Below are 25588 nucleotides of genomic sequence, written 5' to 3' on the forward strand. Positions count from 1 at the left end.
GGTCACCGTGTAGGTGATCGTCTGGCCCACGGCCAGGCTGCCGGTCGGCGCAGACTTCACCACGGTCATCGCCGGATTCAGAGGAATCGGCGTAGTGCCGGCGCTTGCGGAGTTGTTGCCGGGAACCGGATCGTGCGTGGATGAACTCGCAGTTGCGGTATTGAGGTACGGACCGGCCGGATTGACGGTGGCCAGGATGACCAGCTGGGCCGAGGCACCGCTGGTCATGTTGCCGATGGTCCAGTTGGGCGCCAGCCAGGTGCCGATGGACGGGGTGGCGGAAACCAGGGTGTAGCCGGCGGGAAGCGCGTCGTTCAGCACCACGGCGTTCGCGGTGGACGGCCCGTCATTGGTGACCGTCACCGTGAACTGGACTTGCGTCCCCACCAGCGGGGTCGTGTTGTCCACCACTTTCGCGACGCGCACGTCGGCGATCGGCGCGACCGTGTTGGACACGCTCGCGGTGCCGTTGGCGACGAAGCTGTTGCCCAGGGTCTGCGCGTTGTGAACCACCTCGGCCGTGTTGGTGATGGCCTGATCAGCAAGTGAGATGTCGTTGTCCAGCTGTACCCGGAAACGGAAGCTCGCACCCTGCCCGTTCGGCACCAGACCACCCGAGGTTGCATTTGCGCCCTGACCCAGGCGGAACCTGACCTGGTTGGGTCCGACCTGGAACTCGGCAAGGTCGTCGCCAGTGGCGTCGGTCTGCACACCGGTCGGCGCGCCGGTTGCGTTGGTGAGAATCTGGAGGCTGCCCGGGACGTAGGTGGTCCCCGCGGGAATCGGGTCGGTCACTACGACATTCGTGGCGCCGTCCTGTCCCGTGTTGGTGAACGCGATCGTGTACTCGAGGACGTCGCCCGGAAGCAGCTCGCCGCCGTTGAGGTCAACGGCCGTCTTGCTTAGGGAGGTAACCAGATCCGGCACGAACAGGTCGACCGCGAAGGCCAGCATCTGCGGAAAATAGACGTCTCCGCTCGAGGTGAACTGCAAGCTGGCGGTGGTCGCACCGTTGGCGAGAATGCCGGAGGCATTGACGTAGTCGAGGTCCATGCCCAGCTGGTTGACATAGTCCGGGTTCTTGGCGCTGAAGCGCGTGCCAAGCCGGGTGATGCTGCTGTTCCAGAAATTGGTCGCCGGATTGAGGGCGTCGCCCAGATTGGTGGTGTTCAGGCGGAAGTTGTCGCCGGTCAGGCTCTCGTCGCCCTCCCAGACCAGGGCACCCATGCGCGTGGTGAAGGCGCCGACCAGTGGTGTGAGCAGGCCGGAAACGCCGACGGTGACGGGACTGCCATTGGTCACACTGGCCGATCCGTCGAAGACCATAAGACGGCGGAAGGGATCGGACGCGTTCTCGTAGATGACGACCAGGGTCCAGCCACCGTAGAAGCCCAGGCTGTCGCTGCCGTTCACTGCGGTGATGCCGCCGGCGCGGTAGGTGCCATTGCCGCCGGCCTGTACCAGGCTGGTGACGTCGGCGAAGGCCATGTAGGGCCTGGATGTGTTGGCGCCCTGGTTGGTTATCGTGTCGATCTGACTGGCGGTGATCGCCTGGTAGGCGCCCATCGCAGGGGTGCGGAACTGCAGGGTTCCGCGTCCGGTGCTGGACGGGTTCGCGCGGGCACCCCAGTACAGGCCGGCGAAGCGTACCGTCGAGCCGGCGGGCAGCGACAGGTCGGCTGTCGAGGAATTGGTGAAGCCCGCCCCCGCGTCGGCATTGACGAAGGCCGTTTGGCGGTTGTTGTTGTTCCCGCTCGTGGTACCGGCTTGGACCGCAGCGCAGGTGCCCCCTGCCTGGCAGGTGACCAGCACGTTGCCAATCTGGGCGATGTCGCCTCGTGCGTTGAACGAGGCGCGCTGGTCGAAGGCCCGGACCACCTGGGCCTGCGCGGCCTGGGCGAGGACGAGGGCGGCGAGCAGGGCCAGGACGGCGGCTGCAAGCTGCCGGAACCGGCGACCCTCGGCGGCGGGTCGGCCGGTGAAACCGCGTGCGTTGTACATGAAATTCCCCAGTTCAGTCCGGCGCTCTGTGGTCGCCGTCACATGCGAGCCCGGTTCAAGCCGGGCTTTGCGCTGCGGACTGTATGGGATTCATGGCGTGATGTGTGTCACGCGGCAGCAAACTTTTGTGTCAGCAAACGCCTATTGTGTGATGTACATCACATTACAGGCGGCATGCTCGCGCGCCTCTTGCCTCAGGCGATGTCATGGCTGCGCTGCACCGGCACCCCGCCGGCGAGAAGCGGACGGGAAGCGCCCTCCGGATCCGGATGCGGGTCCCAGTCCCGGCAGAACAGCTTGCGGGCGACCACGGTCGCCTTGTTCGCCAGGCCGATCGGCGCGCCGGCCCAGCGAGCCAGCAGGAAGGCCTTGCGCCGTACCACCCAGTTGTACATGGACTGCTCGGAATAGAACCGGTAACCCCAGCGGCGTTCGAAAAGGCGCGACGACGGCCCGGTCAGGCGCGGGCTCCAGCGGAACCAGAAGAAGCGCATGTCGGAGGCGGCCATGCGCGTGCCAAGGTTGTCGAACTGCACGACCGAGGCTGGCTCCACGACCATGGACTCGCCGCGGGCGGCGACCTGGAGGGCGATGTCGAGGTGCTCCCGGATCACCATCGAGGGAAGCTCGATGGCCTTGAATGTGTCGGTTGCGAACAGCACGCAGTGCAGCTCAAAGGAACCGGTCGGCGCCCGCTCGCGCGGGATCTCCGGCAGATCGGCCCGGCGCAGCGACTTGTGCTCGATCAGGTAGGGCGTGCCGTCGACGTCGACCACCCGCAGCTCGCCGGTGTACAGGTGGTTGCGCAGCGGGGCGCCGCGGTCGACGCCCTCGCGCTCCAGGATCAGCGGCGACACCACGGCATGGCCATCGTCCATGGCGGCCAGCAATGGCGGCAGCCAGCCCTCGGTGACCCGCGAGTCGTTGTCGAGCAGGACCACGGCGCGCGTGCCGATCTGGTCGCGCACCGCGCGAAGGGCGTCCATCGGCGTCTTCAGGCCAAGCTCGAAGAAGCGCACGTTCTCGCGCCCGGCCAGGCCGCGCCGTACCGGCTCGATATCCGCGCGCGGATAGTCGAGGTCGAGGATCCACAGCGCGAAGGGCTGTGGCGTGTGCCGGATCAGGGTCTCGACGCAGTCGTCCAGGCCCGAGTAACGGTCGCGCGGACTGATGATGACGGTGACTTCGGGCTTCATGGCGGTCTCCGGGAGGTCGTTCAGCGGCGCTTGGCGAGGGCGTGCCGGACATAGTGCAGCATGTGCCAGCCGCTCCTGATGACGCCCATGGCCTCGATGTCGCGGTAGATGCGCCATTGCCAGCCGGCGGCGCGCAGCTTGTTGGCGGACTGCGAGCCGTCGCGCACCAGGTACCAGGCCAGCGGCCTGCCGTCGCCGGCGCGCACCGCGCGGGCGCCGCCCCGCAGCAGGGCCAGCCAGAACACGTAGTCCTCGTGGCCGATGCGCTGGAAGCGCGGCTCGCTGCCGATGCGTTGGCGATCGTAGAGCGCGGTGCAGTTGCCGATGTGGTTGCTGCGCAGCAGGCGGGCGTGGTCCAGCTCATCGGGCGGGCGGACCACCCCCAATGGGCTGCCATCCTCGGCGACGCGCTGGTAGGCCGAGTAGGTCAGCGCCGCGGGGCCGGCTTGCAGCACGGCAAGCTGGATCGCCAGCTTGTCGGGCTCCCACCAGTCGTCGCTGTCCAGGAAGGCCACATAACGGCCCGATGCCGCGTCCAGCGCCTGGTTGCGCGCGGCGGCGACACCGCCGTTGCGCAGCGAACGGATCAGGCGTACCCGCGGGTCCCGGCGGGCATAGTCCTCGACCAGCGCCACCGATCCATCCCGGGAACCGTCGTCGACGACCACCAGCTCCAGGTCGCCGTGGCTCTGCGCCAGCACCGATTCCACCGGCCGGCGCAGGAAGCGCTCGGCGTTGTACATCGGCATCACCACGCTGACCAGCCGACCGCTCATGGCCGGTCGCCACCCGCGGCGCCGACGTACCAGGCGCGCAGCACCGCCAGCACCTCGACCGGCTTGCCCGAAAACCGGGGCGCCAGCGGGATCGCGCCGGCGGCCAGGGCGGCGCCGACGTCCGGGTCGGGCTCGGCCAGGCGCTCGCGCACCGCCAGGCCGGTGTGCGCCCAGATCGCGTCATAGTCGTCGACCTGGAGCCGGTTCATGTACATGAAGCCGTTGCCGGCGAGCAGCCGGAAACCGCGCTCGCCGAAGCGCAGGAAGTTCAGCGGGCCGATACCGGGATCGGAATGGCTGAAATGGTCGGTCAGGTCGATGCAGTGCACAGCAAGGCCGCCGGGGCGCAGCAGCCGGGCCGCCTCGCGCAGGATCGCCGCCAGCACCGGGCCGGGGATGTGTTCCATGACCTCGTAGGAGACATGCAGGTCGATGCTGGCGTCGGCGAGCTCCAGCGACGCCGCGTCGGCCGGGGACGCATAGCGGATCGCGCACAGGTCGAGCAAGGCGGGCAGCGAAAACGCACCGGCGAGTTCGAGCAGCGCATCGAGTCGACGACGATCCAGGCGCTCACCCAGCAGGCTTTCCACGCGGTCGCGTTGCGCCCGCATCTGGACAAGGTCTTCGTGCACCAGCTCGGCGCGCAGATAGGGATTGAGGTCGACCGTGGTCACGCGCTCGGCGCCTTGCAGCCACAGCGACAGGGGCAGGCCCAGGCGTCGCCCGGTGCCGACCTCCAGGACCCGGGCGCCGTCCACGGTCGCGCCGTTGGCCTCGACACGCTCGGCGACCTCGACGCCCTGGCGCAGCTTGTCCTCCACCGCCGGACTGCGCAGGCCGCCAAAGCGGCGCTGCATCGCGTAGTACACGCGTTGCGACATGGCCCCGGGCAGCAGGGCGATGGCGTTCTGGATGGCCGCTTTGAGCCGCCAGTTCACGGCCGCGAGTCCGCCCCGTTCAGGCCTCCGGCCCAGGACGCCGCTGGCGGCGGCAGCACGAAATCGCGGTAATCGGCCGGATTGCCGGTCCTGCCCGCCTCCGCGGCCTTGACGATGTTGTAGACCTCGCGGGCGTTGACGTAATGCAGCACGTAGCGCTCGCCGTCGTTGTAGTGGCGTTCCAGGTGGTCGAACATCGCGTCCACCGCCGGACCCAGCACCACCGCGGCGTCCTTCTCCGGCGCACCGTGGGTGTGGATCTTGACGAACACCCACTCCGGCCGGCCTTCGACATGGATGCCGGTGCGGATCCAGCCGTCGACCCGTGCCGGCGTCGGCGGATAGTTGGCGCGGATGTCGGAGTTCTCGACGCGCGGCACGATGCCGCGCCGGCGGTCGGCCCAGTTCAGGCCGATCGGGCCCTGCACCAGCAGCAGGTCGCCGGTCGGCTCGCCGCCCACGCGCACGCGCACGCCGGTGTCGTGCGACTTCGGCCGGTCGGGATCGTCGGTGGCGTAGTAGATGGAATTGATGATGTGAGTCTGCGTGGGGCTGGGCGCCGAGGGCATGGTGAAGTCTGCGTAGCAGCCCAGCTCGCGCAGCAGGATCAGCTCGTTGTCCAGGCCGCACCAGCGGCCGTCCGGATTGGAGTTGTCCAGGCACCAGTTGCCGTGGATGAAGCCGAACATGAGCTGGCCGGTCTGCGGGTGCCGCGACAGCGCGCCGTGGTCGCGGTGCAGCACCTCGCAAAACCCGGCGATGGTGCGCCGGAAGTTGGCCTCGGTGTCGTTGTCGTGGTGCAGGTGCACCTCGATCTCGCCGAAGCCCTCGCGGCACAGGGCCGACAGCTTGTCGAGGTGCTCGGGCAGATACTCCTCTTCCGGATAGAAGAAGCCGTGCTGCGGCGGACGGCCGTCGGCGTCGCGGTGGCGGCCGGCCAGGGCGCGCCAGCCCTCGGCCCAGCGGTCGACGCGGGCGCGCTGGGTGGCCAGGTCGACCTTGCCATGCATCGGCTCGAAGTGATCGACGAAGCAGAACATGACGTGGGTCGGCCCGACGACCGCCGGCCGGCGCTTGCGGCTGATGTAGCTGCCCAGCCAGATCTGCATGTTGCGGGCGCGGATGTCGCGCCAGACCAGGCGCAGCAGGGTGAGCAGCGCGAGCGCCGGCGGAATCAGCAGCAGGATCGGCTTCACCCGGATCGCCCCCCTTCGGGCAGCAGCGACAGCAGTTGCAGGGCATTATTGCGCCATTGCCGCTCGGCCGTGATGTAGGCCTGTGCGGCCGCGCCCACGCGCCGCCGTTCGTCGTCACGGCCCGCCAGCGTCAGCACCCGGTCGACGCAGGCCGCCAGGTCTCCACGCGGGAACAGCCAGCCGGTTGCGCCGTCGCGGATCACCTCGGCGACCGGGTCGTAATCGGGGGCGACCACCGCCACGCCCATCGCCATCTGCTCGAACAGCTTCATCGGCGAGCCGTATTCGTTGGAGTCGGGCAACACGCCGTAGTCCATGCAGGCCAGCCACTCCGGCACCTGGGCATGCGGCACCCGGCCGGGCAGCAGGATGCGGTCCTGCAGGCCGCGCGCACGCACCTCCTCGCGCACGGCCGGCAGTTCGCGGCCATCGCCGACCAGCAGCAGGACCAGGTCGGGCGCCTGGTCCAGGCGGTCGATCACGGCGCGCACGAAGCCGGCGACGCCGTGCCAGTGGGCGAACACCCCGACGTGGCCGCAGACCACCCGGCCCGCCACCCCGCGCGCCGAGCGCAGCGCCTCGCGGTCGAAGCGGGAAGGATCGAAACGGCCGTCCACGGCGTTCGGCGACACCACGCCCGGCGCCAGCGGTCCGTGCGCCGCCTCCAGGGTGGCCTTGAAGCGGCTGGAGATGTGCACCAGGCCGGTGGCGTTGGCCAGGGTCCAGCGCTCGATCCGGCAGGCCAGGCGCCTCAGGTACAGCGGCCGGACGCGCTCGACCACAGCCGAATCGTTGATCTCCAGGATCACCGGCACGCCGCGCCGGCGCGCCAGCCAGACGGTCGCGAACAGGAACAGCGCGTAACGCTCGTAGATGAAGTCCGGCCGGGCACGACGCAGGTGGCCGCCGACCCGCCACCAGGTCACCGCGTTCCACGCCAGCTCGGCCAGCTCGAACAGCACGCCGGGCAGGCGGGTGACCAGTCGCGGCAGTAGACCGCGGCGTGCCGGCGTTTCGGCCGCTGCGGCGCTGGGCTCGCGCTCGGGATCGGCGCCGGGGAAGGACAGCACCTCGACCTCGTGGCCGAGTTCGCGCAGGGCGCCGACCACGCCGCGGATGTGCACGCCCTCGACATGCTCGCCGCGGGTCCGGTGGTGGAAAAGCACCTTCATGCGCGCAGCGGCGGCAGTGCCTGCACCTGCCAGCCCGCGGCGATCCAGGCAGGCAGCATGCGCGCCAGCAGCGCCGAGGTCTGCGCATTGTCGTCGTGCATCAGCACCACCTCGCCGGGCCGCGGCGGATGCTGTTCCAGGTTGGCGGCCAACCGGTCGGCCGGCAGCTTGGTGTAGTCGTGGCTGTCGTAGGACCAGTAGGCGATGGTGCGCCGGCGTCGTGCGTAGTGCAGCAGCAGGTTGGCCGGCAGGACGCCGCAGGGCGGCCGGAACGGATGCCGCTCGATGCCGTCGAAGCGGGCCAGCGCGCGGTCGGTGCGCTCGATCTCCTCGAGCTGGCCCGCCAGCGGCAGATCCGACATGAAAGGATGGGTCCACGAGTGGTTGCCCAGCTGGTGGCCTTCGCGAACGATGCGCTCGACCACGCCCGGGTGATCGTCCAGGCGATTGCCGACCAGGAAGAAGGTGGCCTTGGCACCATGCTGCGCGAGCAGGTCGAGCACCGGGGCCGTGTGCTCGGGGTCCGGGCCGTCGTCGAAGGTCAGGTGGAAGGCCTTGCCGCGCGCGGGCAGCCGGGTCACCACCAGGGACGAGGGCAGCAGGCCCAGCAGCCGGGTCTTGCGCGAGCGGGGGTTCATTCGGGGATTCGGGCACGGTGGGCCTGGACGACCCCGGTCAGGATAGCGTCCAGCCGGGCGACATTGTCGTCCCAGTCGAAACCGGCGGCATGGCCGCGAATCGCCAGCGCATCCCAGCGCCGGTCCAGGGCCTCGGCCAGGGCGGTCGCCAGCGCGGCCGGCGCGCGGGGCGGCACCTGCAGGCCGGCCAGCGGTGGCAGCACCTCGGGTATTCCGCCCACCGCCGTCGCCACCACCGGCAGGCCGCAGGACATCGCTTCCAGCACGACGTTGGGCACGCCCTCGTTGTGGCTGGGCAGCACCAGCAGATCGGCCGCCTGCATCCACGTGGGCAGCTCGGCATGGCCGCGCGCGCCGGCCAGAATCAAGGCATCGGACTGGCCGCTGCCGGCGGCGGACGCCTGCAGGCGCGCCCGCGCCGGACCCTCGCCCACGAACGCGATCCGGGTGTCCGGATGGCGGTCGCGCACCGCCGGCAGGGCCGCCAGGGCATCCATGCAGCCCTTCTCGGGTTTCAGGTTGCCGACGAACAGCAGCAGGCGTCCCTCCACCGGCAGGCCCAGCGCGCGCCGCGCCGCGGCGCGGTCGCCGGGCCGGAACAGCGTGCCATCGACGCCGTTGTAGAGCACGTGCACGCCCTCTGGGGTCGCGCCCAGCTCGACGGCGCGCCCGGCCAGGGCCCGGCTGACCGCCACCACGGCGCCGGCACCGCGCAGGCTGCGGGCGATCTGCCAGCGGCGCAGCCGGTAGTCCGCCAGCACATTCAGGTCGCTGCCGTGCACCTTGACCGCATAGGGCAGGCCCAGGCGCCGCGCCAGCCAGGCGGTCCCGACGGCGTCCGGATAGGCCCAGCTCGCCAGCAGCACGTCGAAGCCGCCCTGCTGCAGCCACCGCCTGCGCTGGCCCAGGAGGCTGGCGTACCAGGTGAGCGCGTGCAGGCTGCGGCCGAAGCGCGGCGGATACCAGAACGTGAAGGTGCCGGTGCCGGCATGCGCGAGCAGCGGCGGCGCACCGGCAGGGGGCCGGCGGTGCTGGCGGAAATCGACCGGCACCAGGACCTCGACCGCATGGCGCGCGCCGAGGCGGTCGAACTGCTGGCGGTTGAAGCTGGCGCGCAGGGGGTCCCAGGCGCTCGGGAACAGGTTGCTGAGTACCAGGACCTTCACGACCCGAGGTCGGCCGGCGCCAGGCCGTCGGCATACAGCGACTGGTAGCGGGCAGCCATCGCCGGAAAGGTCGCCTCGGCAAGCGCCCAGCGCCGTGCCGCGCCGGCCATCGCGGTGCGCCGTACCGGATCGGCGATCAGGGAAACGATGGCGGCCGCCAGCGCGTCGGGATCGCGCGCCGGCACCAGCAGGCCGTGGCTGCCGTCGTGGACGATCTCGCGGTTGCCGCCGACATCGGTGGCGACCACCGGCAGGCCACTGGCGCAGGCTTCCAGCAAGGCGATCGAATAGCCCTCGGAAATCGAGGACATGGCGAACAGGTCGAAACCGGACAGCAGGTCGGGGACGTCGCTGCGGTCCCCGAGCAGACGGACCCGATCGCCCAGGCCGGCCTGGGCGATCTGCCCGGCGAGCGCCTCGCGCTCCTCGCCGTCGCCGACCAGGACCAGGGCGACGTCGTCGCGCTGCGTCGCGACGATGGCGAAGGCGCGGACCAGGGTGGCCAGGTCCTTGGCCCAGTTCAGCCGGCCGACGAAGCCGACCAGGTGCGTCCCGTCCTGCAGGCCGAGGCCGGCGACCAGCCGGGCGCGCGATCCGGCGTCGGCCTGCCGGAAGCGCTCGACATGGATGCCGTTCGGTACCGCCCGCAGTTTGTCCCGCGGCGCCGCCGAAATCTCCGCCAGACGGGTCCGGGCGGCCTCGCAGACGGTGGCGGCGACATCCGTCCTGCGCATCGACTGCCGAAACAGCCACTCGCGCCGGCTGGAGGGATTGATGTCGCCCATGCCGTGCCGGGTGTTGACGACGCGCCGGAAGCGCATGCCCACCGTCGCGAACACCGCGTAGTAGTGGGGAATGCTGTTGTGGCTGTGCAGCACCTGGGTGCGATGGCGGCCGATCGCCCGGCGCAGGCGCAGCAGGGCGCGCAGGTCGATGCCCTGTCGCTTCTCCACGGCGCGCACCGGGATGCCCGCGGCGTCCAGCTCGCCGGCCAGGCCGCCACGATCGTACAGGCAGACCACCTGGACCTCGTGGCCGGCCGCGCGCTGCGCCTTGGCCAATTCGATGACGACGCGCTCAAGCCCGCCCCGGTTGAGGTTCTCGACGACGTGGGTGATGTTCATGGCAGGCGCGAGATGGTCACCCGGAACTTGCCGGACGGCGTCAGGGGAATGTCGTCGACCAGTTGCAGGTCGAGCCGGATGGCATCGCCCAGCACCCGCCGGACCTCGGACTGCACCGTCGCCTGTTGCGCCGGTCCGAACCCGGCGCCGGGCACGATGCTGAGGACCAGGGCGTCGAGCCGCTCCTGGACGACCTGGAAGCGGGCGATGCCCGGCACGTCCTTGAGCAGGTGCGGGAAGAACTCGCCCGGCAGGAGGCGGCCATCCGGCGTGCGGATGGCATCAAGCCGCCGCCCCTGGATACCGGACAGGCGGGGCAGGCCGCGGCCGCAGGCGCAGCGCCCCGTCGGTCCGGCCACCGCCAGGTCGCCGTTGACGTAGCGCAGCAAGGGCATCCCCCAGTTGTGCAGGTCGGTCACCGCGACCTGGCCGCCTTCGCCGCCACCGGCCAGCGGTGCGGGATCGACCAGCTCGACCAGCAGGTGGTCGGCGTTGACGTGCAGGCCCTCGTGGGCCTGGCATTCGCTGGCGATCAGCATGAACTCGCGGCACCCGTAGGTATTGAACGCCCGGGCATCGGGGAACGCCGCCTCCAGCACCGGCCGCTGGAAGTCGTGCAGCGCCTCGGCCGCGGCGAGCACCGCGCGCGGGCCCCGGATCGCCTGGCCGTTGTCGACCAGCCACTGCGCCAGGCGCACCAGCGGCCCGGTGTAGCCGACCACGGCGCGCGGCCGCCATGCCCGAAGGGCGCGCGCGTAGTCCGCCAGGTTGTCCTCGCGCATCCGGAAACTGTCCAGCACCTTGCGGTTGAAGGCACGGTGGTAGAGCGCGTCCTTGATCCGCGTCCGCGCAGTGGGCGAGCCGACCGCGCCGCCCCAGACCATCGCCACCCGCTGGCCCGGCTCGGCGCCGGCCCAGCCGTAACCCCGCCACATCACCGCGGTGCGGCGGTCGTTGCTCTCCCGCGTGAAGCCGAAGCGCAGGGGCACGCCGGTGGAGCCGCCGGTCGCCTTGAACATCAGCCGGTCGCGGAACGGCGCCGCCTTCAGGTCCTCGAAGCCGGCACGGATGGCGGCCTTGTCCAGCAGCGGCAGGCGGGCCCAGTCGGCCATCGACTTCAGGTCGCCCGGCTCGAAGCCGATCGCCTGCCAGCGCTGCCGGTAGAAGGGCACGTGTTGCCAGCAGTGCGCCACCAGTGCAGTCAGCTTGCGCCACTGCAGGGCGTCGAGCTGCTCCGGATCCAGCCACTGGCTGGCCTCGTACTCGCGCAGGTGGCGCAGGGTGTGGCGGCCGCGCAGGCCTTCGTAGGCGGGCAGCAGCAGGTGCCGGAAGGCGGTCGCGTAGAGACTCATGGCGGCACGTTCCGGGCGTGCTGGCCGGCGCGGACCAGCAGGCGACCGAGCGCCCGTGGCCGTCCCCCCGCCAATCGCTGATGCATCTGGCCCATCCAGGCGATGTCGGCGGCGGTCCAGCAGCGCAGCAGCAGCGTGGCGCCGGCATAGACAAGCGCCACCAGCGGCCCGCCGAGCAGCAGGGCGGGCAGCGGCGACAGGTGCCGGGCCAGCGGCCAGGCCACCAGGGCCGCCAGGGCGCCCGCCAGCACGATCCGGGACAGGCGGGGCAGATCCAGGCGCGCGCCGCTGGCCGACAGGGCCAGGACGATCAGCGCCAGCGCCACCACGATGGTGGTGAGCGCGAACGCGACGGTCGCGCCTGCCAGCCCGTACATCGAGATCAGCACGACATCCAGGACCACCTTCAGGACCGCCCCGGCCAGGATCACGTTCATCAGGCTGCGCTGGCGGTCGGCGCCCAGCAGGTAGGAGGACGCGCCCTGCGACAGCGTCGACACCGACACCGCCAGCAGGCAGGCCGCGAACACCGGCGCCGCTGGCGCATAGGGCCGTCCGTACAGCAGGCCGATGATCGCCGGCGACATGACCATGCCGAACGCCACCACCGGCGCAGCCAGCAGTGCCAGGTAGCTGGTCGATGCCGACAGCCGGCGGCCGGCCAGCTCGCGGCCCTGGCTCAGGGCGTTCGCCATCATCGGCAGCAGCAGGGCGCCGAACACCCCGGGCACCAGCAGGGCGGCGCCGGTGGCGAGCTGGAAGGCGACCTTGAAATGGCCGGCTGAGGCGGCGCTGTCGTACAGGGTCAGGAACAGCACCTCGACTTCGCTCGCGGTCACGAAGCCGACCGTCACGGAGACCGCGACCAGCGCGATGTAGCTGCGCATGCGGGCACGAAGCTCGGCATCGAGCGCCGGCGGCTGTGCCTGCGGCGGCGGCAGCAGGCGCAGGACCTGGCGCCGCGACGCCCACCAGAACGCCAGGCTGGACAAGGTGAAGACGCCCAGGAACCATTCCATCGGCCCGCCCAGCCACCAGGCGGCCACCACCAGCACCAGGTTGAGCGGCGCGACCGTGGCGGCGACCACGGCGGTGGCCCGGAAGTCCTCGAAACCCTTGGCGATGCTGATGTTGAACATGTAGCTGCTGCGCAGCCAGGTGGTCGCCACCAGGATCGCCAGCAACACGCCATGGTCGAAGTCGGGCATCACCCGGTCGCCATAGCGTACGAACAGCACGGCACCGGCGACCATGACCACCGCCAGGAAGGCGAGCTGGGCGCGGCGCAGCCAGGCCAGCAGCGGCCGGACCAGGTCGAGCCGCGCGGCGCCACGCAGCTCGGCGACGTACTTGATGACGGCGCTGGCGGCGCCGGAATTGGTCGCGGCGACACCCACCGCGACCAGCCAGATCACCAGCGAGTACGCGCCGAAGTCGCCCGGGCCGAGGTGGCGGGCGATGACGATCGAGGTCAGCATGCCCAGGAAGTACTCGGTGTAGATGCCGACCGAGGAGAACAGGGTGTTGCGCAGTGCCGCGCCGCGCGTGCTCATGACCAGGCCATCACCAGCAGGACCTTGACCAGCAGCCACAGCGCCACGGCGCCGCCGAGCGCCAGGAAGCCCCATTTCGGCAGGTCGGAAACCAGCCGGAACACCGGCAGGCCGGGCCAGCGGTCCCGGGCGCCGGCATACCAGCCGGTGACCAGGCCGACCAGGATGTAAAGGACGATGACGTAGCTGCGGCTGAGGAAGAAGGCGCAGGCGAAGAAGCCGGCCAGGGCCAGCAGCAGGGTCGTCGCGGCGGTGCGCTCATCGCGCAGGCGACCGGCATCGGCCGGTCCGGCCAGCGTCGGGCGATGCCGCAGCACCGCCACCGCCATCAGGAAGGCGTAGCCCACGAAGGCCAGCCACAGCGTGAATCCGATCAGGCCCGTCTCGGCCAGGACCAGGACGAACGAGTTGTGCGCGGTCAGGTGGTGGTGGTCGCCGAAGTTGTTCATGCCGACCCCCAGGAAGGGCCGGGAGATGAACATCTGGATGCCCTCGTACCAGGCATCGATGCGCCCGTAGGCCGACGCCTCGCTGGCGTCGAGCTCCTGCATGCGGGTCGGCAGCATCATCAGAACCGACAGCCCGGCGACGCCCAGCACGCCGGCGGTCAGCAGACCGCGGCGGCGCCAGACCCACAGGCCGGCCATCAGCATCACTGCCAGGAAGGCGCCGCGCGAATCGGTGAGGTAGATGCCGTAGACCAGCAGCAGGGCCACCGTCCACCAGGCCGGACGGCGCAGGCCGCCAGCGCTGGACAGCAGCAGCGCGAACGGCAGGCCGATCACGAATACCATCGCCAGATCGTTGGGATCGTTGAAGATGCCGACGTACTGGATGCGCCCGTCCTGGATGGTCGGAATGCCGGTCCAGCCCTCGCCGAGCTGGGCCTGCTCGACGCCATGCAGGGCCATCACGCCGGCGCACACGGCGATCACCGCCATCAGCCGGAGGACGTTTGCAGGATCGCGCGCCGCCTGCGCGACCAGCACGAAGGCGATCAGGGTGGGCAGGAACTCCTGCAGCCGGACCAGGGCGCCGCCGGTCCAGCCGGAGGTCACCATCGAGGCCATGCACACCGCGATGAAGGCGAGCAGCAACGGGTAGGTGGGCTGCTCGAAGCGTTTTCGCCCCGGCGTCGCCAGCCAGGCGCCGAGCGCGGCGAGCAGCGCCAGCGGCAGGACAGGCACCGGGAACGTCTCCATGCCGGGGTATTCCTGGGGCCGGATCAGCACCAGCGCCACGTAGGCCAGCAGGAAGAAGATCATCATGCCGGGTAGGTCCGCTGCACCGACGGATGGGCGAACAGCTCGGGCAGGGCCGCGATTCCGGCGAACCAGTCGGCATCCATGTCGGCCTCGACGGACTGCCGCAGCAAGGCATGGCGACGGGCCGGTGGCCACCGGTTGCTGCCGTTGTTGTAGGTGAACGCGAAGGCATAGCCGGCGTCTTCGACGGCGGCCAGCACCCGGGCGTCGAAGCTGTCGTCGCCGCCCACCGGGTAGGAGATCGCCAGCGTGTCCTGGACCAGTTGCTCGTCGAGTCGCGCCCGCGAGCCGCGAATCTCCGCGAGCAGCGCTGCGTCGTCCAGTTTGGCCAGCATCCGGTGGCTGACGCCGTGCGAGCCGATCTCCATGCCGCCCGCCCGCATCGCGCGCAGCATGTCCCAGTCCATCGGCCGGCAGTCCGGGTGCGCGCACGCCGGGGCCGCACCGCCGATGCCTGCGACCGAGCCGATCCACGCCTCCTGGTCGGTGGCGGACAGCGCCTTGAGGCGGTCGAGGGCCTGCCAGGCGAGCTCCAGCCTGGCCTGTCTCCCGGGCGGCACGTGCAGGTCGTCGAGCGGCGCCGGCAAACGGGTGGCGCTCGGCGTGGCGGTCAGCAACAGGTGCACCAGCCAGTCGTAGGCGAATGGCTCGCCGCTGTCGATGTGGCCAGTCGCCACGAAGAACAGCGCCGGAACCCCGAGCTCGCGCAGGATCGGGAAGGCGAACCGGAAGTTGTCGTCGTAGCCGTCGTCGAAGGTCAGCAGCACGGCGTCGCGCGGCAGTGGCCGGCCGCCGGCGAGCGCCTCGGCGAGGTCGGCGCAGCGCACCGGCCGGTACCGGTCGCGCAGGTGCCGGACCTGGTCGCGGAATGCCTCCGGTGTGGCACTGACCAGACTGGGGTCGAACGTGAAGCCGTCGTCGAGCGGCCGGACCCTGTGCCAGGCATAGACGCGAAGGTCGCGGCGCAGCAGCCGGCGCGCGGCCTGCAGCAGCGGCATCGCGCCAAGCGTCGCGACGCGATGCGCCAGACGTTGCCGCCGTCCGGGCGGCGCCGCGACAGGGATCGCCATGGCGCTCACCGGCCGAACGCCCTAGCAGCGCGGGTCGCCAGCGCCGGAGAGGGCGCCGTCGCGTGCGCGCGCGCTGGCATCTGGAAGCGGCTCAATACCATGGGTCCCGGGCCGGCGGAACGGCGGTTGCCGCGCCACCCGGTCCCCGGGCGCGACGCGCGCAAGAATAGCAGGCCGGTGACGGATGCCCGGGCTGGCCGGCGATGCCCTGGGGGTGCGATTGCCTGCACCACCCGCCTGAGCAGCGACCGGCATCGTCGATGTGCCACCATGGACATCCACGCAAGCAGGCCCTTGGGGCATGGCCGACGACACCGACTTCATCGGGCTGTACCGCGAGCTGGACATCGGCGCAGACTGCGATCCGGAGGCGTTCCGACTGGCCTACCGGCGGCGCGTCGCCGACCTGCATCCCGACCGCACCGGCGACCCTGCCGCGGCCGAGGCCCTCAAGTCGCTCAACCTGCGCTACGCCGCCGCCCTGGCGTTCGCGCGCGAACACGGTCGGCTGCCCGGCTCGGTCCCGAGTGCGTCGCGCAGCGCTCCCCGCCCGGCACCGGCATCGGCGCGCGGCGGCGGGCTGCCGGCATCGCGCGCTCAGCCGCCCGCGGCCGGCGGCCTGCTGCGCGTGCTGCTGTTGGTGGCGGTGGTGATCGGCGCGATCTGGATGTTCCTGCCGGCCGGCGACGGCGAGGGTGGCGGCGCCCCCGGCCACTTCTCCGGGGCGGCAGCGACGCTGCCGGTCGCGGCACGGCGGCCGGCTGGGGCGCCGCTCGCGCTCGGCCAGGATGGCACCACCGTGCGCGCCGGCCAGGGTGAGCCCGTCTCGCGCAGCAGCCCGAGGTGGCTGTACGGACCCTCGTGGATCGAGTTCCACTGCGATCGCGTCGTCGACTGGTACAGCTCTCCCCTGCGCCCGCTGAACAGCAGCGCGGATCGTCCGCCGACCGGCCCTGCGGCCGACCGGCGCCCCTGCCCGCAAGCGGTCGTCGATGGCGCCGCGACACGTTCCGGAGATCGACCATGAGCCGATTCGCCACCCGGCTGGCGCGCGGTGCGCGCCGGCTGTGGATGAAGTACGCGATGCGCGGCGTCGGCGGCGCCGACGCCTGGCAGCGCCTGGACCACGCCTATGCCGTGCCCGACCCCTGGCACATGGACTCGGCGCTGGAGCAGGCACGCTTCGCCCAGACCAACGCCCTGATCGCCGCGACCTTCGGTCGGGTCGGCAGCATCCTGGAGCTGGGCTGCGGCGAGGGCCACCAGACCCGCTGGCTGCGCGAGGTTGCCGACCAGGTCTGCGGCATCGACGTCAGCGCCCGCGCCATCGAGCGCGCCCGGCTTCGGGTGCCGGAGGCCGATTTCGCGGTCGCCGACATCCACGGCCAGCCGTTCGGCGACCAGCCGGGGCGCTTCGACCTGGTGGTCGCCTGCGAGGTGCTCTACTACATCAAGGACATCCCGGCGACGCTGACGCGCATGTCGGAACTGGGCCGCGATTGCCTGGCCACCTTCTACGCGCCGGCGCTGTCCCGGGTCGGCCCGCACCTGGCGGCGATCCCCGACCTGCACAAGGACTGGATGCAGCACAACGGCGTGACCTGGCTGGTCTGCTGGTGGCGCAACCCGTGAGCGGGGCGCGCTGAACGATGTGCGGCCTGGCCGGATTCCTGGGCGAGCCGGTCCCCGGCGGGGAACAGGGCGCCTTGCTCGAGCGGATGATCACCCGCCTGCAGCACCGCGGACCGGATGGCTACGGCTTCCATGTCGAGCCCGGCGTCGGGCTGGCCCATGCCCGCTTGTCGATCATCGACCTGGCCACCGGCGAGCAACCGATCCGCAATGCCGACGGCAGCACCTGGACGGTGTTCAACGGCGAGATCTTCAACTACGTCGAACTGCGCGCCACGCTCGAGGCGCAGGGCCACCGCTTCTACACGCAATCAGACACCGAGGTCATCGTCCACCTCTACGACCGCTACGGCGACGCCTTCGTCGAGCACCTGAACGGCCAGTTCGCCATCGTCGTTTGGGACCGGCGCCGGCGGCGGCTGGTCCTGGCCCGCGACCGCGTCGGCATCCGGCCCCTGTTCTACCGCCGCAGCGGTGGCACCTTCTGGTTCGCCTCGGAGATGAAGGCGCTGTTCGCCGCCGGCACCGGCCAGGCCACGCTGGCGCCCGCGGCCCTGGCGCAGGCGCTGACCTTCTGGGGCACGCTCGACCCGGACACCGTGTTCGAGGACGTCCACAGCCTGCCGCCGGGGCACCTGCTGACCATCGAGTCCGATGGCCGCGAGCACCTGCGCCCTTGGTGGGACTGGGATTTCGACGCCGCCACCGGCGCCGGTGCGCGCTGGCGCGGCCGCAACCGGGACCAGGCGGTGGCCGAGCTGCGCGAACTGCTGGTCGACGCGGTGCGCTTGCAACTTCGCGCCGACGTGCCGGTCGGCGCCTACCTGAGCGGCGGCCTGGATTCCTCCGGCCTGGTGGCCCTGGCGCGCCGCTTCAGCGACGCCCCGGTGCGGACCTTCTCGGTGGCGTTCGCCGACGCCGAGTTCGACGAGCGCGCCCACCAGCAGGCGATGGTCGCCCACCTGGGCTGCGCGCACACCACCCTGGAGGTCGACCGCGCGGCGATCGGCGCGGCCTTCCCGCGCCTGATCTGGCACACCGAGACGCCGGTGTTGCGCACCGCCGCGGTGCCGCTGATGCTGTTGTCGGCGGCGGTGCGCGCGGCCGGCTACAAGGTGGTGCTGACCGGCGAGGGCGCCGACGAGGTGTTCGGCGGCTACGACCTGTTCAAGGAGGCCAAGGTGCGCCGGTTCTGGGCGCGCCAGCGCGACTCGCGCTGGCGCCCGCGCCTGCTGGAGCGGCTGTACGGCTACCTGGCCAACTCGCCGGTGCGCAGCCCGGCCTTCGCGCAGGCCTTCTTCGGGCAGGGCCTGGAGCATCTGCACCGGCCGGTGTTCGCCCACGTGCCGCGCTGGACCACCTCGGCGCGCGCCCTGGCCTTCCTGTCGCCGCAGGCGCGTGCCGCCTGCGCGGACTTCGATCCGCTTGCCTTCGTCGAGGCACGCCTGCCCGTCCGCGCCGGCACCTGGTCGCCGTTGGCCCGTGACCAGTACGTCGAGGCGCACACCCTGCTGAGCGGCTACCTGCTCTGGTCGCAGGGTGATCGCGTCGCCATGGCCAACTCGGTGGAAGGGCGCGTCCCCTACCTGGACCACCGCGTCATCGAGTTCGCCAATGCCCTGCCCGCGCACTGGAAGCTGCGCGGCCTGACCGAGAAGGACATCCTGCGCCGCGCCCTGGCCGACCTGCTGCCGCCGGACATCGCCGCCCGGCCCAAGCAGCCCTACCGCGCCCCGGATGCCGCCAGCTTCTTCGTCGACGGCGAGCCGCTCGACTACGTGGCCGACCTGATGTCGACGGACCGGTTGCGCGCCACCGGCCTGTTCGACCCGGTCCCGGCCGGCCGCCTGTTCGACAAGGCGCGCGCCGGCCGGGTCGCCGGCTTCGCCGACAACCAGGCCTTCGTGGGCATTCTGTCGACCCAGCTGGTCGACCACCTGTTCGTGCGCGGCGGCGGCCTGCCCTGACGGCGACCGCGGTCGCGGCGGGGCCGCCGGCGCCGAGCTGCCCGCGGGTGCCCGCCGCGGGCGGGCGGGTCGACCCGGATTTTTCGTGAGAGCGCGTAGCGAGGCCGTCGAGATCGTGGCGTGGTGCGGACAGCGGACCGCTGGACAGTGAAGGCATCGCCGACACTGCGTCGAACCGGCCAACGGGAGCAGACCGTGCCACGGCGCGAAGATCGGCGGCAACAGTAACGGTCTCTTTGAACATCCGGGTTAAGATCGACCGTCCCGACCATCCACGAGGCGCGACATGGCCGTTGATGAGGGCACCCTCCGCACCGAGGTGCGAACCTTCCTGCTGGACAACCTGCTGCTGGCCCGCGACCCGGCCGAGCTGAGCGACGACGCTTCGCTGGTCGACCTTGGCGTGATCGACTCGACGGCCGTGCTGGAGATCGTGGTGTTCCTGGAGGAACGCTACGCCTTCAAGGTCCGCGAGGCCGAGCTGCTGCCGGAGAATTTCGGCTCGGTGCTGGCGATCAGCGGCTACGTGGCACGCCGGCTGGCCGAAGCGGCCTGAGCGCGGTGGACGCCCGGCTGGCTGCGCTGATCGCCCGCCTGCGCAACGGCATCGCCTGGCTGCCGGACAAGCCCGAGGAGACCCCGGAAGGCAGCGCCCGCGCGCTGTGGCTGGCCGCTGCCGGGCAACCGTGCTCGGTGGTGGCGGCGCAGGGGGTGGCTGCGCTGCCCGCGCTGGACGAGGCGGGACTGGCCCGGCTCGATGCGCTGGTCGGGCGCCGGCTGGCCGGCGAGCCGCTTGCCCACCTGACCGGCCGCCAGCATTTCTGCGGCCTGGAGATGCTGGCCGGCCGCCAGGCCCTGGTGCCCCGGGTCGAGACCGCCCTGCTCGCGCAGGCGGCGATCGCGGCGCTGCAGCGGCGCCCCGATGCGGTCGACCACGAAGCGATCGTCCTTGACGCCTGCACGGGCAGCGGCAACATCGCCTTGGCGATCGCGCACCACTGCCCGGGCGCCCGCGTCGCTGGCGCCGACCTCAGCGCCGAGGCCATCGACCTGGCCCGGGCCAACGCCCGTTGGCTGGGCCTGGACGACCGGGTGCGCTTCCTGGCAGGCGACCTGCTGGCGCCGTTCGCGGCACTTGAGGTCGCCGGGCGCGTCGACTTGCTGACCTGCAACCCGCCCTACATCAGCAGCGCCAAGGTGCCGCTGATGGCCGCCGAGATCGCCGGCCATGAGCCGGCCATGGCCTTCGACGGAGGACCGCTGGGCGTGTCCCTGCTGTCGCGCCTGCTCGAGGAGGCCTCCGCCTGGCTGCGGCCGGGCGGCGTGCTGGTGGTCGAAGTCGGCCTGGGCCAGGGCCCCGCCCTGCTGCGCAGGCTGGCCCGCGACCCGGCCTGGTCGAAGACCGGCGGCCACGCCGATGCAAGCGGCGCGATCCGCGTGCTCGAGCTGCGGCGCGCCGACGCGGCAGCCGGCGACTGAGCAGAACCGGCTGCCGGAGGCAGGCACCGCACGCTCAGTCGTCCGCAGGCTCCAGGCGCAGCAGCCTGCCCTCGACCTCGTCGGTGAGCAGGTAGAGCAGCCCGTCCGATCCCTCGCGCACGTCGCGGATGCGCTCGCCGCGCCCGCCCAGCAGTCGCTCCTCGTGCACGACACGCCCGTCCTCCACGACCAGCCGGAGCAGTGCACGCCCGGCCAGGGCGCCGACGAACAGGTTGCCCCGCCAGGCCGGCAGCACGCCGCCGCCATGGAAGGCCATGCCGCTGATCGCCGGACTTTCGGGCCACCAGTGCAGCGGCGGCACCAGGCCCTCCGGCTCGGTGGCCAGCGCTTCCGGCACCGGCGCACCGGAGTATTCGAGCCCGTGCGTGGCCAGCGGCCAGCCATGGTTGCCGCCGCGCACCGGCAGGTTGATCTCGTCGCCGCCACGCGGGCCGTGTTCGTGCGTCCACAGCGCGCCGGTGCCCGGATGCAGCACCATGCCCTGAATGTTGCGGTGCCCGTACGACCAGATCTCCGGTCGGGCATCGTCGCGACCGGCGAAAGGATTGTCCTCCGGCACCCGACCATCCGGGTGCAGGCGCAGGACTTTGCCCTGCAGGTGGTCCAGCCATTGCGCACTGGCGCTGACCCGGTTGTCGCCCAGGGCGACGAACAACAGGCCGGCGTCGTCGAACGCCAGGCGTGCGCCGAAGTGGGTGCCGAACGAGAGCCTGGGTTCCTGGCGGACGACCGGCTCGACCGGACCCAGCGAATCGCCGTCCAGGCGCGCCCGCGACACCGTGGTCCCCGCCTTGTTGCCGCGCCAGTTGGCCTCCGACCAGGCGAAGTAGACCAGGTGGTCGTCGCCGAAGCCGGGCGACAGCGCGATGTCGAGCAGGCCGCCCTGGCCGCGCACGAACATGCGCGGCAGGCCGGCGATCGGCGCCGAGACCGTCCCGACCGCGAGGTCGATCCGGCGCAGGCGCCCGGGCCGCTCGCTGACCAGCAGGCCGCCGTCGGGCAGGAATGCCAGGCTCCAGGGGTGCTCCAGGCCGCGAACCAGTTCGCGGACGCGGAACCGGCCCAGCTCACTGGCCTCGGTCGCCCCGGGCGTTGCGGCGACCACCACCGGATCGGCCGGACCGGCAGCCGGGGGGGCGCCCGGGTCCCGGCAGCCCGCACCGGCCAGCGCAAGGGCCAGGAGCAGCCCGGCGCCACCGACCAGCCGTCCTGCTTGCGTCATAATCGGCGCCTCTTCGAGGGGTGGGGACCGGATGGACCGGCTACGGCAGATCAAGCAGTTCGTGCTCGGCAACTTCCTGTTCAGCGACGACGAGTCGGCGCTTGCCGACGACACGTCGCTGGTGCGGGGCGGCCTGGTCGATTCAACCGGCATCCTGGAACTGATCATGTTCCTGGAGACCACCCTCGGCATCAAGGTGCCGCCCGAGGACATGACGCCCGACAATTTCGACACCGTGCTCGCGATCGATGCCTACGTCGGGCGCCGGATGGCGACCGCCTGAGCCATGAGCACGCTGCCGGCCCGGCTGGCCGCACAGGTCCGTGCCGCGCCGGACCGGCCGGCGCTGGCCGAAGGTGGCCGCGCCCTCGACCGCGCCGGCCTGTGGCGGGAAATCGCCGCAATGGCGGCGCGCCTGCAGGCTGCCGGCGTCGCAGCCGGCGACCGGGTGGCGGTGCGGTTGGCGAACGGCGTCGATGCGGTGGCGGCCTGGTATGGCGCCTGGCTGGCCGGCGCCGTGGTGGTGCCCCTGAATCCGCAGGTGCACGCCCGGGATCTGGTCACCTGGCTGACGCACAGTGGCGCGATCGCCGTCATCGGCCGCGACGACGATGCCGGCATCGCCGCCGCCTGCGCGCAGATGCCGGCTCCCGTGCACCTTCTGGCGCCGTCCCCGCCCGCGGCGCCGCCGTCTGGCGGGCCGATCCTCGCCGATGAACCGCAGCTCGATGCTGTTGCCCCGGCCGCAATCGTGTACACCTCGGGCACCACCGGCACGCCCAAGGGCGTGACGCTCAGTCATGGCAACCTGCACCACAACACCGCGGCAATCATCGACTATCTGCAGCTGGGCGCCGAGGACCGCGGCGTCACCGTGCTGCCGTTCTGGTACGCCTATGGCGCGTCGGTGCTCAACACCCACCTTGCCGCCGGCGCCTTCCTGGCGATCGAGACCCACAGCCAGTATCCGCACCTGGTGGTGCAGGCGCTCGAGCGCCATCGCGCCACGGGCTTCTCGGGCGTGCCCTCGACCTTCGCCCTGCTGCTCGAGCACGGCCGGCTCGACCAGGCCGACCTGTCCGCGCTGCGCTACCTGACCCAGGCCGGCGGTGCCATGGCGCCGGCACTGACCCGGCGGCTGCGTGCCGCGCTGCCGGCGGCCCGGTTGTTCGTCATGTACGGACAGACCGAGGCCAGCGCCCGGCTCACCTTTCTCGACCCGGACCGCGTCGACCGCAAGCCCGGCGCGGTCGGCGGGCCGGTGGCCGGCGTCGAGCTGGCCATCCGGCACGCCGACGGCAGCACCGCGCTGCCCGGCGAGGAGGGCGAGGTGTGGGCGCGCGGCGGCAACATCATGGCCGGCTACTGGCAGGCGCCCGAGGCCACCGCGCAGGTGCTGCGCGACGGCTGGCTGCGCACCGGCGACCTCGGCCGGATCGACGAGGAGGGCGACCTGTGGCTGGCCGGGCGGCGCAGCGACATCATCAAGACCGGCGCCCACCGCGTGCATCCGGTGGACGTCGAGCAGGTGATCGCCGAGCTGCCCGGCGTGCGCGAGGTCGCCGTCTGCGGCGTCGACGACGCCCTGCTGGGGCAGGCGGTGGCGGCCCTGGTGGTTGCCGATCCGGCGCAGTTATCCGGCGAGATGGCGGTGAAGGCGCACTGCCGCGCGCACCTGCCGACCTACAAGATCCCGCGCCTGGTGCGCTTCGTGGACGCCCTGCCGCGCACCGCTTCAGGCAAGATACGTCGTGCCGACCTCGCCACGGAGCTGTCATGAGTCGTTTGCACCCTGCCGTTCTCGAGATCGATTGCAGCGCCGAAGCCGAACGCATCGCGGAGGCGCTGCGCAACAGCGTGGCGCGCGTGCTGCGCCGACGCGGACTGGTGGTGGCGATTTCCGGCGGCATCGACAGCTCGGTGTGCGCCGCGCTGGCGGTCCGGGCGCTGGGACCGGAGCGCGTGTTCTGCCTGATCCTGCCCGAGCGCGACTCCGACGACGACAGCGCCGCGCGCGCCAACCTGCTGGCGGCGCACCTGGGCGTACGCGTGGAAACTGTCGACATCGCGCCGACCCTGGCTGCGATCGGCTGCTACGCGCAGCGCGATGCCGCCGTGCGCAGCGTGCTGTCCGACTACGACGAGCGCTGGCGCTTCAAGCTGGCGATCACCGGCGGCAGCGAGGGCCTGGTCAACCGCTTCAAGCTGATCGCCCGCGACCCCGACGGCGGCGACCACGAGTGCGAGCTGCCGCTGGACGCCTATCTGACCATCGTCGCCGCCACCAACTTCAAGCAGCGCGTCCGCAAGACCCTGGAGTACTTTCACGCCGACCGCCTGAACTATGCCGTGGTCGGCACGCCGAACCGGCTGGAGTACGACCAGGGCTTCTTCGTGAAGAACGGCGACGGCAGCGCCGACGTCAAGCCGATCGCCCATCTGTACAAGAGCCAGGTCTACGCGATGGCCCGCCACCTGGGTCTGCCCGAGCGCATCTGCGCCGCGGTGCCGACCACCGACACCTATTCCCTGGAGCAGGGCCAGGACGAATTCTATTTCGCGCTGCCCTACCGGCAGATGGACCTGGCGCTGTGGGCGCTCAACCATGGCCATCCCGCCGGCGAGCTCGCCCAGGCACTGGGCATCGATGAGGCGCGGGCGCGCGCGGTCTTCGCCGACATCGCCGCCAAGCGCCGCGCCACCAGCTACCTGCACCGGCCGCCGGTCCTGGTCGAGCCGGTGCCGGAGCCGCACGGCCACTGACCGCCGTGGCGGCCGTACCACCAGCGGGCGCGCAGTCGGCGTACGGCGTGGTCGCCGGTTCGGTCGATGCCGATCGCGAGGTCGCGCTGTCGGTGTGGCGCGGCAACCTCGGCCAGGACGCGCGCATGGCCGCCAAGTACGCCTGGTTCTATCAGGACGGGGACGCAGGCGCACCCCTGCTGCTCAAGCTGCACCACCTCGCCAGCGACGCCTGGGTGGGCATCGCCAGCGCCGGGCCGCGGCGGATGCGCTGGCAGGGGCGCGAGATCGTCGCCGGTGTGCTGGTCGACCTGGCGGTCGACGCCGGGCACCGCTCTCTGGGCCCGGCCCTGCAGCTCCAGCAGGCGATGATGGCGCACGGCCGCGAGCGCTTCGCCCTGCTCTACGGCTTTCCCAATCCCAAGGCGGTCGCGCTGTGCCGGCACGTCGGCTATGCGCCGCTCGGCGAGCTGGTACGTCACGCACGGCCGCTGCGGGTGGGCCGCTACCTGGCCGGACGCCTGCCCTCCATGCTGGCCGGGCCGGCAGCCTGGCTGGCGGACGCCGCCGACTACCTGAGGCTGCGTCTCGCGCGCACGCGTTTGCGCAGCCGGTGGAGCGACGGCGTGGTCCCGGAAATGGACGCGCTCTGGCAGGATTCCGAGCCCGGCCGCGGGCCGGTGGCCGTGCGCGACCGCGCCTTCCTGGCCTGGCGCTTCGACCGCTGCCCGCTGGCGCGCACGCGCTACCTGCTGGTGAACGACCGCAGTGGCGCGCTGCAGGCCTGGTTCGCCTGCCAGGCCGACGATGCGGCGCTGCACGTGCGCGACTTCTGGAGCCGGCGCGGCGCGGCAGGTCCCTCGGCCGCCGAGGTGACGGCCCTGCTGCGGGCGGCGCGCGCCGCCGGTCACGCCAGCGTCTCGATGGAGTTCCTGGGTCCGGCTGCGGCGCTGGCGGGGTGGCAGGCCTGCGGTTTCCGGGCACGCGGCAAGCGGCCGGTGATCGGCATCGCCGCGAGTGGCGATGCCCGGGATCTGGACGGGTTGTGGCTGACGTCGGCGGACGAGGACGAATGAGC

23 protein-coding genes are annotated in these 25588 nt (G+C 71.6%); 9 read left to right on the forward strand and 14 right to left on the reverse strand.

What is annotated here, in order from left to right; all coding sequences use genetic code 11:
* From KF823_15095 to KF823_15155, 13 genes are all read right to left on the reverse strand, one after another.
* Positions 1-2001, reverse strand: a 2001-nt coding sequence (locus KF823_15095; protein MBX3727234.1) for a DUF11 domain-containing protein, incomplete at its 3' end; no start/stop codon positions are given.
* Between the two features lie 194 nt (positions 2002-2195).
* Positions 2196-3197 carry a glycosyltransferase gene (locus tag KF823_15100; GenBank protein ID MBX3727235.1) on the reverse strand — a complete coding sequence of 334 codons (1002 nt, stop codon included), beginning with the start codon at positions 3195-3197 and terminating at the stop codon, positions 2196-2198.
* 20 nt (positions 3198-3217) lie between these two features.
* The gene (locus tag KF823_15105) at positions 3218-3973 is read right to left on the reverse strand and encodes a glycosyltransferase family 2 protein (protein ID MBX3727236.1); all 756 of its coding nucleotides are present in this window, start codon (positions 3971-3973) and stop codon (positions 3218-3220) included.
* A complete protein-coding gene (locus KF823_15110; protein ID MBX3727237.1) occupies positions 3970-4911 on the reverse strand; it encodes a methyltransferase domain-containing protein in 942 nt (313 codons plus the stop codon). Before KF823_15110 ends, KF823_15105 begins: the two co-directional genes overlap by 4 nt.
* Positions 4908-6113 carry a hypothetical protein gene (locus KF823_15115; protein MBX3727238.1) on the reverse strand — a complete coding sequence of 402 codons (1206 nt, stop codon included), beginning with the start codon at positions 6111-6113 and terminating at the stop codon, positions 4908-4910. The genes KF823_15110 and KF823_15115 overlap by 4 nt, the downstream gene beginning before the upstream one ends.
* Positions 6104-7279: a glycosyltransferase family 4 protein gene (locus KF823_15120; protein MBX3727239.1), complete on the reverse strand. Its 1176-nt coding sequence runs from the start codon at positions 7277-7279 to the stop codon at positions 6104-6106. The genes KF823_15115 and KF823_15120 overlap by 10 nt, the downstream gene beginning before the upstream one ends.
* Positions 7276-7917, reverse strand: coding sequence for a polysaccharide deacetylase family protein (locus tag KF823_15125; GenBank protein MBX3727240.1), 642 nt, complete (start codon positions 7915-7917; stop codon positions 7276-7278). The genes KF823_15120 and KF823_15125 overlap by 4 nt, the downstream gene beginning before the upstream one ends.
* Entirely contained in the window at positions 7914-9083 is a 1170-nt protein-coding gene (locus KF823_15130; protein MBX3727241.1) for a glycosyltransferase, read from the reverse strand. The genes KF823_15125 and KF823_15130 overlap by 4 nt, the downstream gene beginning before the upstream one ends.
* The gene (locus tag KF823_15135; GenBank protein MBX3727242.1) at positions 9080-10207 is read right to left on the reverse strand and encodes a glycosyltransferase; all 1128 of its coding nucleotides are present in this window, start codon (positions 10205-10207) and stop codon (positions 9080-9082) included. The genes KF823_15130 and KF823_15135 overlap by 4 nt, the downstream gene beginning before the upstream one ends.
* On the reverse strand, positions 10204-11559 hold the full coding sequence (locus KF823_15140; protein MBX3727243.1) for a phenylacetate--CoA ligase family protein: 1356 nt from the start codon (positions 11557-11559) through the stop codon (positions 10204-10206). The genes KF823_15135 and KF823_15140 overlap by 4 nt, the downstream gene beginning before the upstream one ends.
* Positions 11556-13112 (reverse strand): polysaccharide biosynthesis C-terminal domain-containing protein, encoded by a 1557-nt coding sequence (locus KF823_15145; protein ID MBX3727244.1) that lies wholly within the window; start codon positions 13110-13112, stop codon positions 11556-11558. Before KF823_15145 ends, KF823_15140 begins: the two co-directional genes overlap by 4 nt.
* Complete coding sequence (locus tag KF823_15150) at positions 13109-14377, reverse strand: O-antigen ligase family protein (GenBank protein MBX3727245.1); 1269 nt, start codon at positions 14375-14377, stop codon at positions 13109-13111. Before KF823_15150 ends, KF823_15145 begins: the two co-directional genes overlap by 4 nt.
* Positions 14377-15375: a polysaccharide deacetylase family protein gene (locus KF823_15155; GenBank protein ID MBX3727246.1), complete on the reverse strand. Its 999-nt coding sequence runs from the start codon at positions 15373-15375 to the stop codon at positions 14377-14379. The genes KF823_15150 and KF823_15155 overlap by 1 nt, the downstream gene beginning before the upstream one ends.
* Positions 15376-15748: 373 nt before the next feature.
* On the opposite strand from KF823_15155, the gene KF823_15160 reads away from it, so the two are divergent.
* The 5 genes from KF823_15160 (at position 15749) to prmC (ending at position 20525) form a co-directional block, all read left to right on the forward strand.
* Positions 15749-16474: a J domain-containing protein gene (locus KF823_15160; GenBank protein ID MBX3727247.1), complete on the forward strand. Its 726-nt coding sequence runs from the start codon at positions 15749-15751 to the stop codon at positions 16472-16474.
* Entirely contained in the window at positions 16471-17079 is a 609-nt protein-coding gene (locus KF823_15165; protein ID MBX3727248.1) for a class I SAM-dependent methyltransferase, read from the forward strand. The genes KF823_15160 and KF823_15165 overlap by 4 nt, the downstream gene beginning before the upstream one ends.
* A gap of 17 nt (positions 17080-17096) precedes the next feature.
* A complete protein-coding gene (gene asnB, locus KF823_15170; GenBank protein ID MBX3727249.1) occupies positions 17097-19046 on the forward strand; it encodes an asparagine synthase (glutamine-hydrolyzing) in 1950 nt (649 codons plus the stop codon).
* Between the two features lie 286 nt (positions 19047-19332).
* A complete protein-coding gene (locus tag KF823_15175; protein MBX3727250.1) occupies positions 19333-19602 on the forward strand; it encodes an acyl carrier protein in 270 nt (89 codons plus the stop codon).
* 5 nt (positions 19603-19607) lie between these two features.
* Positions 19608-20525, forward strand: coding sequence for a peptide chain release factor N(5)-glutamine methyltransferase (gene prmC / locus KF823_15180; protein ID MBX3727251.1), 918 nt, complete (start codon positions 19608-19610; stop codon positions 20523-20525).
* Between the two features lie 34 nt (positions 20526-20559).
* Here prmC and KF823_15185 read toward each other — a convergent pair whose 3' ends face one another.
* Entirely contained in the window at positions 20560-21768 is a 1209-nt protein-coding gene (locus KF823_15185; protein ID MBX3727252.1) for a PQQ-dependent sugar dehydrogenase, read from the reverse strand.
* 76 nt (positions 21769-21844) lie between these two features.
* Here KF823_15185 and KF823_15190 point away from each other — a divergent pair, with 76 nt between their 5' ends.
* From KF823_15190 to KF823_15205, 4 genes are read left to right on the forward strand one after another with little or no spacing between them, the layout of a single operon-like run.
* Positions 21845-22051, forward strand: a complete 207-nt coding sequence (locus tag KF823_15190; protein ID MBX3727253.1) for an acyl carrier protein — start codon at positions 21845-21847, stop codon at positions 22049-22051.
* Between the two features lie 3 nt (positions 22052-22054).
* On the forward strand, positions 22055-23548 hold the full coding sequence (locus KF823_15195) for an AMP-binding protein (protein MBX3727254.1): 1494 nt from the start codon (positions 22055-22057) through the stop codon (positions 23546-23548).
* The gene (nadE, locus tag KF823_15200) at positions 23545-24531 is read left to right on the forward strand and encodes an NAD(+) synthase (protein ID MBX3727255.1); all 987 of its coding nucleotides are present in this window, start codon (positions 23545-23547) and stop codon (positions 24529-24531) included. Before KF823_15195 ends, nadE begins: the two co-directional genes overlap by 4 nt.
* Positions 24532-24536: 5 nt before the next feature.
* Complete coding sequence (locus KF823_15205; protein ID MBX3727256.1) at positions 24537-25586, forward strand: hypothetical protein; 1050 nt, start codon at positions 24537-24539, stop codon at positions 25584-25586.
* Positions 25587-25588: the final 2 nt, after the last annotated feature.

This window comes from Lysobacterales bacterium (genome assembly GCA_019634735.1).
Classification (GTDB): domain Bacteria; phylum Pseudomonadota; class Gammaproteobacteria; order Xanthomonadales; family UBA2363; genus Pseudofulvimonas.